General features: G+C 63.1%; 12 protein-coding genes. 2 read left to right on the forward strand and 10 right to left on the reverse strand.

Features of this window, described 5'->3' with window-relative positions:
- Nucleotides 1–121: 121 nt before the first annotated feature.
- The 3 genes from GXB81_RS03200 to GXB81_RS03210 form a co-directional block, all read right to left on the reverse strand.
- Nucleotides 122–1,921, reverse strand: coding sequence for a chloride channel protein (locus GXB81_RS03200; RefSeq protein ID WP_167281983.1), 1,800 nt, complete (start codon nucleotides 1,919–1,921; stop codon nucleotides 122–124).
- Nucleotides 1,922–1,923: 2 nt separating this feature from the next.
- Nucleotides 1,924–2,340, reverse strand: a complete 417-nt coding sequence (locus GXB81_RS03205) for a helix-turn-helix domain-containing protein (RefSeq protein ID WP_167044589.1) — start codon at nucleotides 2,338–2,340, stop codon at nucleotides 1,924–1,926.
- Between the two features lie 97 nt (nucleotides 2,341–2,437).
- Nucleotides 2,438–3,604 carry an HPP family protein gene (locus GXB81_RS03210; RefSeq protein WP_205299207.1) on the reverse strand — a complete coding sequence of 389 codons (1,167 nt, stop codon included), beginning with the start codon at nucleotides 3,602–3,604 and terminating at the stop codon, nucleotides 2,438–2,440.
- Between the two features lie 305 nt (nucleotides 3,605–3,909).
- Here GXB81_RS03210 and GXB81_RS03215 point away from each other — a divergent pair, with 305 nt between their 5' ends.
- Nucleotides 3,910–4,227 (forward strand): DUF1840 domain-containing protein, encoded by a 318-nt coding sequence (locus GXB81_RS03215; protein ID WP_167044586.1) that lies wholly within the window; start codon nucleotides 3,910–3,912, stop codon nucleotides 4,225–4,227.
- 217 nt (nucleotides 4,228–4,444) lie between these two features.
- Nucleotides 4,445–4,924: a universal stress protein gene (locus tag GXB81_RS03220; RefSeq protein ID WP_167281985.1), complete on the forward strand. Its 480-nt coding sequence runs from the start codon at nucleotides 4,445–4,447 to the stop codon at nucleotides 4,922–4,924.
- A 170-nt stretch (nucleotides 4,925–5,094) separates the two neighbouring features.
- On the opposite strand, the gene GXB81_RS03225 is transcribed toward GXB81_RS03220, so the two are convergent.
- The 7 genes from GXB81_RS03225 to GXB81_RS03255 all read right to left on the reverse strand — a co-directional run bounded on the left by GXB81_RS03225 (nucleotide 5,095) and on the right by GXB81_RS03255 (nucleotide 14,500).
- Entirely contained in the window at nucleotides 5,095–5,346 is a 252-nt protein-coding gene (locus tag GXB81_RS03225; protein ID WP_167044579.1) for a PAAR domain-containing protein, read from the reverse strand.
- A gap of 31 nt (nucleotides 5,347–5,377) precedes the next feature.
- Nucleotides 5,378–6,106: a putative type VI secretion system effector gene (locus GXB81_RS03230; RefSeq protein ID WP_167281989.1), complete on the reverse strand. Its 729-nt coding sequence runs from the start codon at nucleotides 6,104–6,106 to the stop codon at nucleotides 5,378–5,380.
- A gap of 14 nt (nucleotides 6,107–6,120) precedes the next feature.
- On the reverse strand, nucleotides 6,121–6,861 hold the full coding sequence (locus GXB81_RS03235; protein ID WP_205988357.1) for a putative type VI secretion system effector: 741 nt from the start codon (nucleotides 6,859–6,861) through the stop codon (nucleotides 6,121–6,123).
- Nucleotides 6,858–9,779, reverse strand: a complete 2,922-nt coding sequence (locus GXB81_RS03240; RefSeq protein WP_205988358.1) for a T6SS effector BTH_I2691 family protein — start codon at nucleotides 9,777–9,779, stop codon at nucleotides 6,858–6,860. The genes GXB81_RS03235 and GXB81_RS03240 overlap by 4 nt, the downstream gene beginning before the upstream one ends.
- Nucleotides 9,780–9,818: 39 nt before the next feature.
- A complete protein-coding gene (locus tag GXB81_RS03245; protein ID WP_205988359.1) occupies nucleotides 9,819–10,820 on the reverse strand; it encodes a DUF4123 domain-containing protein in 1,002 nt (333 codons plus the stop codon).
- Nucleotides 10,821–10,824: 4 nt separating this feature from the next.
- Nucleotides 10,825–13,386 carry a type VI secretion system Vgr family protein gene (locus GXB81_RS03250; protein WP_205988360.1) on the reverse strand — a complete coding sequence of 854 codons (2,562 nt, stop codon included), beginning with the start codon at nucleotides 13,384–13,386 and terminating at the stop codon, nucleotides 10,825–10,827.
- A 298-nt stretch (nucleotides 13,387–13,684) separates the two neighbouring features.
- Nucleotides 13,685–14,500 carry a DUF4410 domain-containing protein gene (locus tag GXB81_RS03255; protein ID WP_205988361.1) on the reverse strand — a complete coding sequence of 272 codons (816 nt, stop codon included), beginning with the start codon at nucleotides 14,498–14,500 and terminating at the stop codon, nucleotides 13,685–13,687.
- Between the last annotated feature and the right edge of the window lie 377 nt (nucleotides 14,501–14,877).

A 14,877-nucleotide genomic window follows, 5' to 3' on the forward strand; every position in this document is an offset into this window, starting at 1 on the left:
CGGACAGCAGTGCGGGCGGTGGTGCCGTTTCTTGCCGCGCAACGCGTCAGGGACCTGCAAATGGAAAGGCCGAGGCCATCACTGGCCTCGGCCTTTCTGCTATCGCCAATCCCGGCTTTTTTCAGCCGGTTTTGCGAACCGGCGCGAAACGCCGCTTGGTGGGCGCCGGCCCGATGCGTCTGAAGCGTTCCCGCTTGTGTTCCTCTTCGAAGTGCGCGAGCGACGGCTTGACCAGATCGCTGCGCGAGACGATGCCGATCAGCCGCATGCTCTTGCGGTCGGCGACCACCGGAAGGCGTTCGAGACCGAGCACGGCGAGGCGCGTTGCGACGAGCCGGCATGTTTCGGATGGCAAGGCAAAGGCGGTGTTGTGCTGCGCGAATACCTCGGCGAGCGGCAGCGCGCGTTTGCGCTCCGCGTCGTCGGCGCAGAAGCGTTCGAGCAGCATGCGGTCGGCCACGCCGATCACCGCGCCGTCGCGCACCACCGGATAGGCGCGGCGCACCTGGTTCGCGCCGAACAGCGTTTGCAGCGTGGCGCCGACCGTCGCGCTCGCCTCGGCCGATTCGACCGAGGCCGTCATCACCTCGTCGACATAGTGGCGTTCGAGCGGATCGACGCCGTACTCGCGAAAGATGTGATAACCGCGGCGCGCGATTTTCTCGGTCATGATCGAGCGGCGCATCACCATGGTCGAAAAGCCGTGCGCGACCAGCGTGGCGGTCAGAAGCGGCAGCAGCGCGTTGCTGTCGTGCGTGAGGCCGAATGCGAACACGATGGCCGTAAGCGGTGCGCCGAGCGTGGCGCCGAGCGTCGCGGCCATGCAGACGAGCGGCCACAAGGCCGGCTCGCTGCCGGGCAGCCAGTGCGAGAGCACCGTGCCGAGTCCGGCGCCGAGCATCAGGAGCGGCGCGAGCACGCCGCCCGAGGTGCCCGAGCCGAGCGCGACGACCCACATCACCGCCTTCACGGCGAGCAGCAGAAGCGCGACCTGCACCGCGATATGCTGATGCAGCAGATCGCCGATCACGTCGTAGCCGACGCCGAGCGCGCGCGGTTCGAGCCACCCGCCGATCCCGACCACGATGCCGCCGAGCGCCGGCCACCACATCCAGTGGATCGGCAGCTTGCCGAACAGGTCTTCCACCTTGTAGAGCGCGGCGGACAGTCCCGAGGCCAGCGCGCCCGACAGCACGCCCGCGACGAGGCACGAAATCAGCGACCAGCCGTCGGGCGTGGCGGTTTGAAGCGGAAACAGCGGACCCGTGCCGAAGAAGATCGCGCGCGCGAAACCGGCGACCGCGCAGGCCACCGCGACCGGCAGGAAACTGCGCGGCCGCCATTCGAACAGCAGCAGTTCGACCGCCAGCAGCACGGCCGCCACCGGCGTGCCGAATACCGCGGTCATGCCGGCGGCGGCGCCGGCGACCAGCAGCGTCTTGCGCTCCGCCGACGTGACCTTGATGCACTGCGCGATCAGCGAGCCGAGCGCGCCGCCCGTCATGATGATCGGGCCTTCCGCGCCGAACGGTCCGCCGCTGCCGATCACGATGCCCGACGACAGCGGCTTGAGTATCGCGACTTTCGGCGACATCTTGCTCTTGCCGAACAGGATCGCTTCGATCGCCTCGGGAATGCCGTGGCCGCGGATTTTTTCGGAGCCGAAGCGCGCCATCATCCCGACGATCAGCCCGCCGATCACCGGCACGCCGATGACCCAGAGGCCGAGCGTATTGGTGGCCGGCGAACGGTCGGCGAACGACAGCGTGCCGAAGAAGAACAGATTGGTGAACAGATGAATCAGGTTCAGCAATACGAAAGCGGCGAGCGTGCTGACCATGCCGATCGCGGCCGCCAGCGCAAAAATGCCCGGCAACCGCGCGTTGGTCGAAAAGTCGCGCTTATGGGAATCCATGCTCATAGTTAGTCGAAGTCGATCTGTGGAATCTGGAAAGAGCCTTCGAGCGATTTCAATTCGGCGCGATGCAATTCCGCGAGTCGCTCGAGTACCCGCTCGCCGGCTTTTTCGATGTGTACTTCAACCTGGCGCCGATCGGTTTCGCTGACCTGACGGCGCACGAGATTCAGCGCCTCGCAGCGCGACACCAGCGCGACCACGCCGTGATGCTGCGCCTGCAGGCGCTCCGCGAGTTCGCCGACGGTGGCCCAGTCGCGCTCCGGATAGCCCTTGATATGCAGCAGCAGCAGGTATTGCAAGGGCGTGATGCCTTCGCTTTGCGCGGCCTGTTCGGAGAACCGCTCGAAGCGCCGCATCTGATAGCGAAACTCCGACAGTTGCTCGAAGTCGCTTTTGTTCAGCTTGCGAGTTCGTACTTTCATGGGCGATCAGCCGAGAGGAGAAAACCTCAAATATATCACATGGTGATGTATTTGGTCGAATGAAGGCCTTGATTCGCGACCCCGGTTGCGCGTATGTCTAGGCTGCGTGGCGTGCTTTGGCGATGGTTTGCCGGTAAAGGCCGGAGATCAGGTCGACTTGCGTAATCATGCCGGCCACGCGCCCGCTCGCATCGAGCACCGGTACGTGGTGATGGCCGAAGTTCGCGAACATCGGCACGAGTTCGGTGATCGGCGCGCTTGCGTCGACGGTGCAGACCTCGGTGGTCATCACGCTGCCGACGTTGGGCGTGCGAGACGCGTCGCCGCGCAGCCAGCCGTCGAAGTAGTCGAGGATCGGCGCTAGTGCGCCGGAGCTTTGATGGTCGACGAAATCGGCGCGCGTGACGATGCCGACCAGTTTCTGTTCCGCATCGACGACCGGCAGCGCTTTCACCTTGTTGCGTTTGAACAGATCCCAGGCGGTGGCCGCGCGAGTTTCCGCGGAGACCGATACGACGTGGCGCGACATGACGTCTTCGCAGCGCAGTTCGTCGAAGCTGCGCGAGAACGCCTGAAGCTGCGTTTCGCGCAGCAGCGAATAGAGATCGTCGGGATCGATGTCGAGCATTTCGCCGCGCCGCGCGAGAACCGCTTCGACGTCCGCGCGCGCGAAGCCGACGCGCGAGGCTTCGTCGGCGGCCTGGCTGGCCGTCGCGCGATCCTGGCGGCCCGCATGCGGATAGCGGTGACCGGTGGCGGCGTGATAGACGAGTGCCGCGAGCAGCAGCGCGGCTGACTGGATCGCGATCGGTTCGAGCACGAAACGGTAGCCGAGTACATGAATGACGGGGCCGCCGAGCACGGCCGTCAACGCGACCGCGCCCGACGGCGGGTGTACGCAGCGCAGCGCGAACATGCCGCAGATCGACAGCGAGACGGCCAGCGCGGCCGCGAGCGTCGGGTCGCCGATCAGGTTCGCGCAGGTCACGCCGATCGTTGCGGAGACGAGATTGCCGCCGATGATCGACCACGGCTGTGCGAGCGGACTCGCGGGCACCGCGAACAGCAGGACCGCCGAGGCGCCCATCGGCGCGACGAGCAGCGGGATGCTCGCGGCAGGCCCGAGCAGCAGGTACATGAGTCCGCCTGTGAAGGCGATGCCGAGCAATGCGCCGAGACACGATCGCGCACGCTCGTGCCATTTCACGGTGACCGGTGCGGGGAAGAAACTGGACAGCCAGCTAAGGACGGGGGAGCGGGACAAGATAAGGATCAGAAAGTAGTCGAGAATGCCGGGCCCGACATTACCGGGGAAACCCTGGCAACGCGAATACACTGTGGTCATGATTATATTTCAATATGATATAAAACGCGGCGCCGGCACGCCGTGGCGCGGGAAAACTGTGGCGTGGCGCTGACAGCGGCGCAGTGTCGCAACGACGATACGGACCGTGCATGCCCGCGCACGGCACCTCGCGCATTTGCATCATGTTGTGATATAAAATGATGGCGACAGGGCGGGTGCGGGTCGCTGGCCGGTACAGCGCGTCTATCGGGAAAGGAGCCATCATGATGATTACATTTCAATCGACGGCGTCACCGGATGTCGTGATGCTCAGGGACCTCGCGCAATATCTGCTTGGTTTGATCGGCAAGCGGCTCGGCGAGCGCGGCGTCATCATGCACGACGAACTGCCCCACGCGATCGACCGGCTCGAAGCCGCGATTTCCGACGATGCGACTGCGGAGGCGACGCTCGAAGCGTTGCACTGCTCGGCCGGCAATCAGCGCGACTCGCGCAACCGGCTCTCGCAACGCGCATGGCCGTTTCTCGACATGATGCGTGAGGCGCGCAAGAGCGAGGCAGACATTATCTGGGGACTGTGAACGCATTTTATTCGGCTTCCTGATGGGTCATTCCGTTTTACGCGGGCCTGGCGAAGGCCTGATGATGAAGCGGCGGTTGTTGCGGCTGTTGTCGCGGCGGCGTTTCACGATCGTTCTCGCGATGGTCTGCGTCGTGCCGCTCGCCGTGCCGTATGTATCACAAACTGACATATAATGAATTAATCATATGCCGCGAAAGCAGTGCAGGGGAAACGCTATGGCATGCTTTAACCGCATTCTTCTCTGTTACGACGGAACCCGCGAAGGGCAGCACGCGCTGAAAGACGGTGCCGCGCTGGCGCAGGAACTGAACGCCCAGGTTCATCTGCTTTCCGTGCTCAATAACTCGGCCTGGATGCAGGGCGCGGATATCACCTCCGCGGTGCCGGTCGACTTCATCAACGAATCGGCGCGGAGCCTGCTCGACGAGGGATTGAAGAAACTCGCCGCACGTGGCATTCACGCGACGGGACATCTCGCGATCGGCGAACCGCTCGAACAGATTCCCTTCTTTGCGAAAGATCTGAACGTCGATCTCGTGGTGGTGGGACACCGTCGTAGCCACGGACTCGCGCGCTGGTGGGGCGGCAGCCGCAACGACGGTCTGCTGCTCGACCGGGTTACGTGCAGCGTGCTCGTGACGATGGGCGCGCAAGCCGAAGCGTCCGAGGCGGTGGCCGGGGCGTCGGGCGCGTAGATATGGGTGGCACGAAGTTCGCGCTTTTCCGCCATATGTTTTGCCGCATTGCGGGGAATGATCCGATCGTTGCGTCGGGGGCTGCGTTGTGCTCTCGTTCGTGTGTGCGGCGCGTGCCCTTGGGCCTGGCAGACGGTGGCACGAAATTCGACTCGTGCCGACTTTTGCCGCTACAGCAGGCTCGAAATCAAACGACAGCCACAACTGGCCCGATGTCCATGCCGGGCAATCGGAACGCCGTTGTCGGTCATTGTTTCGTCGCCTTCCACTATCGTGTTCGGCTGCACGTCCGGGTGGCGCGGACACGAAACCTCGTCGCCCTTGCGCGCGACGTAACGACCGTCGAAACACAGGGTCGACGAACCCGTGATGACCTTGCCGCCGTGGTCGGTGTCGTCGCCGACACGAATGAGATCGATCATTTTTTGTCTGACTTTCGAGTGCGATAGAGGTTTATTTGTAGCGGAAGTACAGGTTGCCGAAGTTGGGCAGTTTGTTTTCACGGCGAGATTCGCGTGATGTTTTCCGCAAATCGATGTTTTCGACGTCGGGCCAGCCGAAGGTAGCGAAGATCGTTTCTGCGATTCTGACGAAGCCCATGAATTTGCGTGAAATGCGGAATGCCATCAGACCCGAGATCAGCATCCAGAACGCAAATACCATAAGCAGCATGAAGGGCATGTCTTCGTTGGAAAAAAACTTGTGGCCTTCCCGGAGCATCAGGAGTATTGGCAACGTGAGAAACATCAGCACGGAACACCATAGCCAGATCTTGAGGGATTTCTTGTGGTGCACTTTCCGGCCTGCCGTGGCGTGAGGGTAGACGGCAAGCAGGTCGTCGCCGTCCCGTTTGACCGCGTACGCAATGTACCGTTGGCTTCCAATTTGCTCGGCAACGACCTCGACACGGTCGCCGTTGCGCATCGGCATCATCCAGAGCCAGCCCTTGATCTGCTTGCCGTCGAGTTCGAACTCGACCCAATCGGCTTCTTCATCGGAGTTTCCCGCCATGCCGATCAGGCCGATGCCTGTAGCGCCCAAGCCCATGGCCGAGGCGGCAACGGCCGTCGCGCCGACCTGTTGGTGCTGAACTTCGTCCAGCACGAAGTCGCGGTTTCGCTTCGAGCGCTCGAGATTGGAGATCACGCCTTTCAGCAGTACAGCGGGTTTTGTTGGATTCACGTAGGCTGCGACCGTTATTTATAGCGGAAATACAGGTTGCCGAAGTTAGGCAGCTTGTTTTCACGGCGAGATTCTCGAGACGTTTTCCGTAAGTCGATATTCTCGGCATCGGGCCAGCCGAAGGTCTTGAAGATCGTCTCCGCGATTCTCACGAAGCCCATGAATTTGCGCGAAATGCGGAATGCCATGAGGCCCGATATCAGCAGCCAGAAAACGATCCCGGGCAGAATAAAGAACTTGACCATATCCGCGCGCAGGAAAAAACTCGCGCCTTGCTGGATCAGCATGACGATCATCCCTGCCGCATAAAGCAACGCTGCGCTCCAGAGCCATATCTTGAGGGACTTTCGATAATGCACTTTTCTGCCTGCCGTAGCGTGTGGGTAGACGGCAAGCAGATCGTCGCCGTCCCGTTTGACCGCGTATGCAATGTACTGCCCGCTCCCGACCTGCTCGGCGGCGACCTCGACCTGATCGCCATTGCGCATCGGCATCATCCAGAGCCAGCCCTTGATACGCTTGCCGTCGAGTTCGAACTCGACCCAATCGGCTTCTTCGGCGGAATTTCCCGCCATGCCGATCAGGCCGATGCCCGCAGCGCTCAAGCCTAGGGCCGAGGCGGCAACCGCCGTCGCGCCGACCTGTTGGTGCTGAACTTCGCTCAGCACGAAGTCGTGGTTTCGCTTCGAGCGTTCGAGATTGGAAATCACGCCTTTCAACAGTACAGCGGGTTTTGTCGAGTTGTCTTTTTTCATGAGAGTTTGGTCATGGCGTCGACATAGTCCTTCTCTTGCTGAGAAGGGTCCGTGTAGCGCGTGACGCTATGGTCCGCGACGCGAAGTATCGTTTCCTGTCCAGTGCCGAATGCGCACCGGGAACACCAGGATTCGAGCGCATCGGGCGTCAGCCAGCTGGCGAGCGTCTGCAGCACGATCAGTCCCACCGTCGCTTCCCAGCCTATCAGCATACCTACCGATCTCAATGCAGCCCAAGCTACCATGCGCGCGGTGACGGTTTCCACCGCCTCTATCACCGCGTCAGTTCCATACTGGATTGCGAGCCTTTTGAGCAGGGGAGCTGCGGTGCTTATGGTGTCGATCACTGTTGCTACACCCATTGCGCTACCTAGCAGCGCCTGCCCAAAATTGAGGACCGCAATGTCGTACTGTTCCTTTTTGAGGCTATCGCCGGTTTGCTCAAAGCTCATCCACGCCGAAATAAACGTCCCAAAACTACTCAACCCCCCACCCACCAGCTTCCAGCTCTGCGACTTGATGGCGTTCTTCAGCGCCCCATAAAACGGCGTCATCGTAATCGTGATGACCGACGACAGCATCGACGCACCCGACTGCACGAGCTTGAGCGTCGTATCCTTGTCGTGCGTCCCCGACATGATCTTGTAGAAGTTGACCGCCTCCAGCAATGCCGCCACCACGGCAATCCGGCTCGACCTCAGCGCCTTGATGCCCTCGTCGGTGGACTTCATGCCGTTCCACACGTCATACAGCGCCTGGGTTGCTTTCGGCGTATTCGCGGGCGCCGCCGAGCGCAGCAGCGAGCGCGTCTTCAACAGGCGCTCGATCGTTTCGGCACGGCTGATCTTTTCCACCTCGGCCTGCTTGCGCACGAGCGCCATCGCGTCGGAATAGGAGATGCCGGCACGTTGCAGCAGCAATGACTGAATGATCTTTTCGCCGACGAAGTCGCCCATCTGGTTGATGCGGAATTTCGAAAAAACCGCATCGCCCACGGTCAACCCGAACACGTCCACTTCGAGACGTTTGAGCAGCCCGCCTAGCGGCGTGATCTTTTTCGGGTCCGTTTCGAGCGCCAGTTTGCCGAGATTCTTGTAGTAGCCGTTGAGCGTCTTGAGCGACCCGGCCGCCGAAATCACGGCGTTCACTCCCGCGCTCTGTCCCGCGGCGGGCTGCCCGGGCGGCGCTTCGAGCGGCGTATCCTTTTTGGCGAGCGCCGTTTTCAGCAACTGAGCCATTTCCTGGCGCGCGTCCTTCTGGTTCATCGCGAACACCCGCCAGATGAGACTCGCCGGCTGCACGGGGTCCCAGTGCGTGACCAGCGTATCGAGCACGGTCTTGCCCTTGGGCGTCGAGCCGATGCCCGCGAGCGCATCGGTGATCACGATCTCGAAGGCCACCGCGTCGCGCAGATCGGTTGAGGCGTAGTCTTCCAGCGTGTCGAGGAACAGCTTCGACTGCAGCCATTTGCCGACGTCGGCGGTACGCGCTTCCTGGATGTCGTGCACCTTCGCCTGCAGTGCGTTGTACTTCTTGCGGAAATTCTCGATATCCGTCCGCTTGAGCCGCGCCTCGTAATCGGACCAGTTGTATGTCGTCATGCTCTTGAGATTGCGGTCGTGAGCACCGGGCTGCGCCTGCGCGTACGCATGCGCCTCGTTCATGATCTGGTCGCGATACGTGCCCGTATAGGGCACGCTGGAGCCCGGGCTGCCCGCCGCCGTGAAGCGGCCCATCTGCACGAGCCGGGTCTGGTAGCTGCCGGGAATGTTGTTGGCGGCCATCCAGTCCATGTCGTCGTAATACGCGTTGATCTGCGACGCGCGCGTCGGGTCGGCGCCCGCCAGCGCCTTGGCGCGTTGCGCGGCGAGCGCGCCTTGCGCGCCCGGCTGGCCGAGCGGCGTCATCGAATGCGCCTGCTTTGCCAGCGCTTCCTGGTTGTTCAGCGCCTGCTCGGTACGCGACTGGACGATCGCGTGCGCGGTGTCGATATCCTTGAGCGCGCCGACCTGGAGCTGGCGCTCTCCGGTCGCATAGCGATCGAGCCATGACGCGGGATCGCAGCGGAAACCGTTCAGCTCGTGCACCGTGCCGATGCTGTCCCACAACGCAAGCAACATCGGCGGATGATGCGCATCGGCGCTGCCGCCATCCTCGTTTTTCGCGCCGATCTGCTGCATCAGCTTCACGAGTGCCTGGCTGGCGGAAGCCGGCGACGCCTGGCGGATGAACGGCGCATAGCGCGTCACTTCATGCTGCAGCAGGTCGTCCTTGTAGGCGCCGGTTGCATCGCTGAAGGCCTGCTTGTCGTCGGGAAGCGCCATCGACTTCGGATCGAAGCCGGGCATGTATTCGATCACGGCGTCGATCGTCTGCGCGGTCGCGGCGACCGCATGCTGGTGCGCGTCCGCGCTACCGCCGATCCACTTCGACGGCTCGATGTACTGCATGCGCGCTTCGCGCAGCGTGTCGTCGGACGCGTACAGGTCGAAAATCTGCTGATGCCACGTATGCTGGGAGAACGCGATGAACACGCGGCCCGTGCATTTCTCGGGGTGCTCGATGGCGATGAGGTCCATCGGCACCGCGATCGCGCATTGCGCGCAGGCGGGATCGGTCACGGGCACCAGCGATAAGGGCAGCGTCTGTTTCCAGAGGCGTCCGTCGGAAGTGACCTTGTACGCTTCCCAGTAGCGGCTGCCGCGCGGGCCAGCTTCATAGAAGAGATAGACCCAGCCTTCGCGCAGCGTACGCACGCCGTAGTGGTGCGCTTCGAGCGCGACGTCTGTCACGCGTGCGCCGCCGATGCCCGCGGGCAAGCCGGCCTTCACGTATTTCGGCAGTGCGGTATAGCGAACCGGCAAGATCGGCAGCCCGGACTTCTCACAGTTCGCGCATTTCTGGTTATTCGTCGTCATGCTGTGTCGTCGTTTCGATTGCGTGCGGAGGCGAATGGATTAGCGGGAAGCCGACGCCGTGAGACGGTCGTACCAGGCACCCTGGCGGATTTCGGCGATCTCGTCCGCGGAGAGCCGGCTGATTGCGGCCGAGTAGAAATCGTCGTCGGCCCGGCGGCCGAGCAACTGCAACACTTTGGGATGCAGATCGAATTGCGGATGCCAAGCAATCGCGTGCCCGATGAACGCGATCTGGTCGTCGCGGTCGAGCAGCCCGTAGCGTTCGGCGCGCGCGGCGGCGGCGAGCGCCGCCTCGACTTCGTGCGCTTGCGGCTGACGCTCGCTCGCATACGCGTGCAGCGCCAGCGCGCGATTGACGAGACCGTGCCGATGGATGGCGTCCCATTGCTGCGGCAGCAGCGCGAAGCGGGCCGGCGACGTCTGCGCGCTTTGGCGAACCACGAGCCGCGCGCACGCGTCGAGCGCGTGCCATGCCTTTACCGGGCCGAGCAATGCCTGCTGTTGTGCCGGGGAGAGCGCCGTCCATAGCAGGTCGAGCGCGCGCGTGTCGTAGAAGCGCAGCACGCAGGCGCGTCCCGCCGCGTCGCGTTGCAGCGCGAGACGCGACCAGTGCGCGGCGACATCCTCGAGCGAAGCCGGGCTTGCGAGCCAGCCGCCGATCCGTTGTCCCAGGCCCGACGCCATCGAGGCCGGGAGGCGGTCGTCGAACGCGGCCTGCACGCTGTGCGCGAGCGCGGCCAAGCCCGTGTCGGTCGCAAGATCCAGTTCGAGCAGATAGGGGCGATGCGCTTCGGCAAACGCCTCGTGATCGATGACGACGTCGGCGCGCGGCAGATCCGCGAACGGGTTGTCGTGTTCGGGAAAGTCGGCGTTCAGGTTGCGCTGGCTCGGGTCGACGGAGAGAAAGCAGCGCTGATTCGCATGGCGGCCGAACCATTGTCTGATCGTCGCGGTCGACGCGTCGACCCGCGCGGCTTCGGTCGTCCTGGACGCTTCGGATGCGCGGTTCGCGGCTTCGTCGTGATGGTGTCGATAGTCCATCGTCTTACTCCAGCACCACGCTCGAGGCACTGTCCGCCGACGCCGCGGCGGATTTCCACGAGCAGCCCTTCGTCACGCTCGTCACCTGCGCGGGCAACCGCATCGAAGCCGGGCCGGGCTTGTCCCACGACGCGCATTTTTCGAGGATCTGGCCGGAGGTGCCGTTTTCGATCATGTCGGCCGTGATGCGGATATACGAGCCACCCGCGCCGATCCAGATTTCCTTGTCGGCGGACAGCACGAGCTTGCCGCTGGTGCTCGTCACCGTTACGTCGTTGAGCGCCGTGAGCGCCAGCGCGTCGCTCTGCGCCTGAATCTCGACCTTGCCCTTGGCGGCGAACAGCTTCATGCCGGCGTTCTGCACGAACAGGCTGATCTTCTCGGTCACGCTCGCGATCAGCGATTTGCCGGCGGCCACGTGCGTGTTCTTGCCGCTGACGATGTTGACTTGCTGGTTCGCGGTCAACTGCGCCGAATCCTGGGTGGAAACGCCCACGCCGGACGGGCTCGCGAGCAGCATGATCGGCGTGGAGAAACCGTTCGCGTTGCCGGTGCCGCCGCCGCCCGTGCGCCCGCTCGAACCCGCGCCGCCCGGCACGCTGTATTGCGTCGCGTCGGTGAACTTCTTCAGCGCGTCGTGCCCCTCGTCGAGACTTTCGGCCTGGTTCGCGGCGCTCGCCTGCGAAGCCAGTTCGACCACGCTTTCCGCGCTGGCGAGTTGCTCGGCTGCGGCCGTGACGTTGAGCGGTTGCGTGACGGAAGCCGGATGCGTCGTGACGAACAGGCCCTGGCTCGCGCGGACCGCGCCGTAGGCTTCCGATTTGAGGTCGAAGCCGCTGCCGAGAAACGCGCCGCGCGTATTGGCCGACTGATCGACGAGATAGCCCAGATGCAGGTGGGACTGATAGCTGCTCGAATATAGATGGACGCGGTTCTGCGCCGTCGAGTCGTCCATTACGAGCTGGTTGTAGCCGCTGCCGCCGCCATATTCCCTGGAGCGATAGCCCGAGAGCAGTCCGTTCGAATGCCACTGCGGTTTCGCGGCGCCGTTATAGAGCCGCGACGTTGCCACGGGCCGGTCGCAGTCGCCGCCGATGTGATCGATCAGAACCTCTTCGCCCACGCGCGGCATATGCACGGCGCCGTAGCCGCCGCCCGTATCCGATTGCGCCACGCGCACCCAGCAGGAGGCGCGTTCGTCGCCGCCGTTCAGGCGGTCCCAGATGAACTGCACCTTGATACGGTTCAGCTCGTCCGTATAGACCTCTTCGCCTTGCGGACCGACGACGATCGCCGTTTCCAGGTGCATCTCGGGTTTGCGGTGCTCGAACGGGCTGCGGTACGGCACGCTCGTGCGCTGTGCCTCGATCTCCACGAGATAGAAGCCCACCGAACCGTCGTCGTGCGCGACCGTGAACGCGGCGTCGCTCGCGTGACGCGCGCGCGCCGCGTCCACGGTTTCCTGGAGGCTGTGCGGAAAAGCCGATCCCTGGCTACCGGACGGAAGATTGTTGGCGATCACCCAGTTCGTTTCGATTGCCGCGAATTCTTTCCGGCTGGCGGGATCGGCGTCGTGATCGGGGTGGCCGTCGAGCACGAAGCGCTTGCCCGCATCCATCGCGCGCACGCCGCCCACGCCCACGAAACGCTTGGCGCGCGACTCCCATTCTTCCATACGGATGCGCGAAAGCTGATCGCCGCGATCCTGCTTGTTATAGGTGTAGGCGCCCGTGTATTCGTAGACTTCCGCCTGATCCGGGAGGGCGCCCTGATCGGGCATGGTCGGCACGGCCGTACCCTTCGGGTTGTGGATTGACGACGGCGTTTTGTAGTCGAACGTGCGCGTGGTGAGTACCGTGCTTTGCAGGGTGCGTGTGCCCGACCATTGCACGAGCGCGTCGGTTTCGCTGCCGGTGCCGCCGCGATAGAACGACACTGTTTCGGGCGAGAGCGCATCGAGCGTGGCGAGCCGGTCGGTGATGACGAGCGTGTGCGAGCGCCCGTCCTGCGCCTGGCGCCAGAAGCCGAAGAGCCCCTCGGTTTCGAGCAGCCGGTGCACGAAGTTCCAGTCGCTTTCGTCCTGGCGGCAGTAGGAGCGCGCGGGAAGCGGACTGGACAACGCGAACTGGAACAGGCCCTGCGATTGCGGATGGGCGTTGAATACGTCGGCGACGATGTCGTCGGCGCTCCGGTCCTGCCAGATGCGTTGATCGCGACGGAATTTCAGGAAGTGCATCCACGAGGCGAAACCGAGCTGATAGCCGGTCAGCCCGCTGTTCGAGCCGAGCCGGCGTGCGGTATGCACGTAGCCGTTGTGCGGCTGATACGATTTGTCGGCCTGCTGGACCCAGAGCGTCACGGGCTGCGCGATCAGCGACTTGAGCTCGATGCTGCCGGTCGTCGAAACGACGTCCACCGTGAATTCGAAGTGGCGCCCGAGACGCGAGCGCCCAACGACACGCTGCGGCACCAGGATATTCGAGCCCAACGGAGTATCGAGTTTGAGCAAGCGGTCGCTTTGTGTCAGATCGCTCGAAATCGTGCTGGCCAAATCTTGCGTTCCCATTCCACCCTGCCTTTCAAAGTCATGTTTGCATCGCGCGAGCATTTTATAAAAAATTTGTGTGACGAAATCAATGCCTTGCAATTAATGCTTTGAAAATCAAGGGGAGAAAGGCGAGAAATGAGAAAAAAATGCCGATTAAGAGATGGATGATTAGAAATCGGTAGAAATAGCGCGGCTGTAAGCTTGAATAATTCTGATATTCCGTCGCTTCAATCGGAACCGTGCGAATCGCGAGGGGATTTAACCGTTCCGTTATCCCGGTCCCGCACGAACGGCACCGACTTTCGTCTTTAAGTCCTCAGCCCTTCACCTGCTCCGCCGATATCCAGCCGTTAGCGACGCCGATCTGCGCGATCTGTTTCGCGACCGCGCCGGCGAGGCGCTTCGCATCGTCCGACACGCCGGCGCGTTTCGTTTCGCTTATGCCGTGCAGGCCCGCGCCCGCCGCGGCCGTGGTCGCGATGCTGCCGGCTGCCGCGCCCACCCCGGCGGTTTCGGCGATGCCCGGCATCCTGCCGCTGTCCGCATTGGCGGTGAAGCTCTGCACGAGACGCGCCGCGCCGCCCGCCGGCTGGTAGATGATCCGCACCGAGCCCGTCACTTCGCTCTTGCCTGCGCCGAGGCCGATCAGCGTGCGACGGCGGCGATTGCCGGAGTCGATCGTGTCGAAGCTGCCTTGCACAAGCAGCACGTTCTGATCGGCGGGCACGGGGCCGTCCGAGCGCGCCGCGTGCAGACCCATCGCCTGCAACTGGCGCACGATTTCATCGGCGGTCTGCTCGCGAACCTGGGCTGCATCGGCGACCTGCTGCTGTTGCGCCGACGAACCCGACAACTGCGTCTTCAGCTTCTGCAGCATGCCGCTATCGAGTTTGACCTGGCGCGGATCGGCGTCGAACGTCGAGACGTAAATCGTGTCCGGGTGCGCCATCGCCGGTACGCCGGCTGATGTGCCGGTTTGCGCATCGCGCTGCGTGGCAACGGGCGGATTCATCGCGCTCGCGTTCGTGATCTGCGCGCCGGCGCAACCGCTCAATAGCGCGCTGCCACAGACGAGTGTCATGCAGGTGAAACGGGCCGCATTCTGTTTGATGAAGTTCATTGGGTTCAACATGATGATCCTGTCGTCGGCACCGGGTGCCGGTCGGTTCGAAGCCATGCGCCGATGATCGGGCAACCGTGGGATCGTCGATCATCGGCGAAGGGATTCGCACGTGGAGCACTTCGATCGCATGCGTCGTTGATTCGTACGCACCGGCAGCGAACGAAGTATGGGCGCGTGGTGCGCCGGACGCCATTCGACAATTATTTCGCGCGATGTCGCGGCGAAATGCGCGCGAGTGAAGGTGTGTCGAGGGCACGGTCGCAGCAGCCTGCGACGTAAAAAAGAACGGGCGTGAGATGAAAGCGCCTACGCGCGAGCAGCGTGAGCCGTAGGCGCAGCGGTCCATGCGGACCGGCACGGATAATACGGCGTACGCGTCGAAGTCG

The sequence above is a fragment of the Paraburkholderia sp. Ac-20336 genome, assembly GCF_017105025.1.
Lineage (GTDB): Bacteria > Pseudomonadota > Gammaproteobacteria > Burkholderiales > Burkholderiaceae > Paraburkholderia.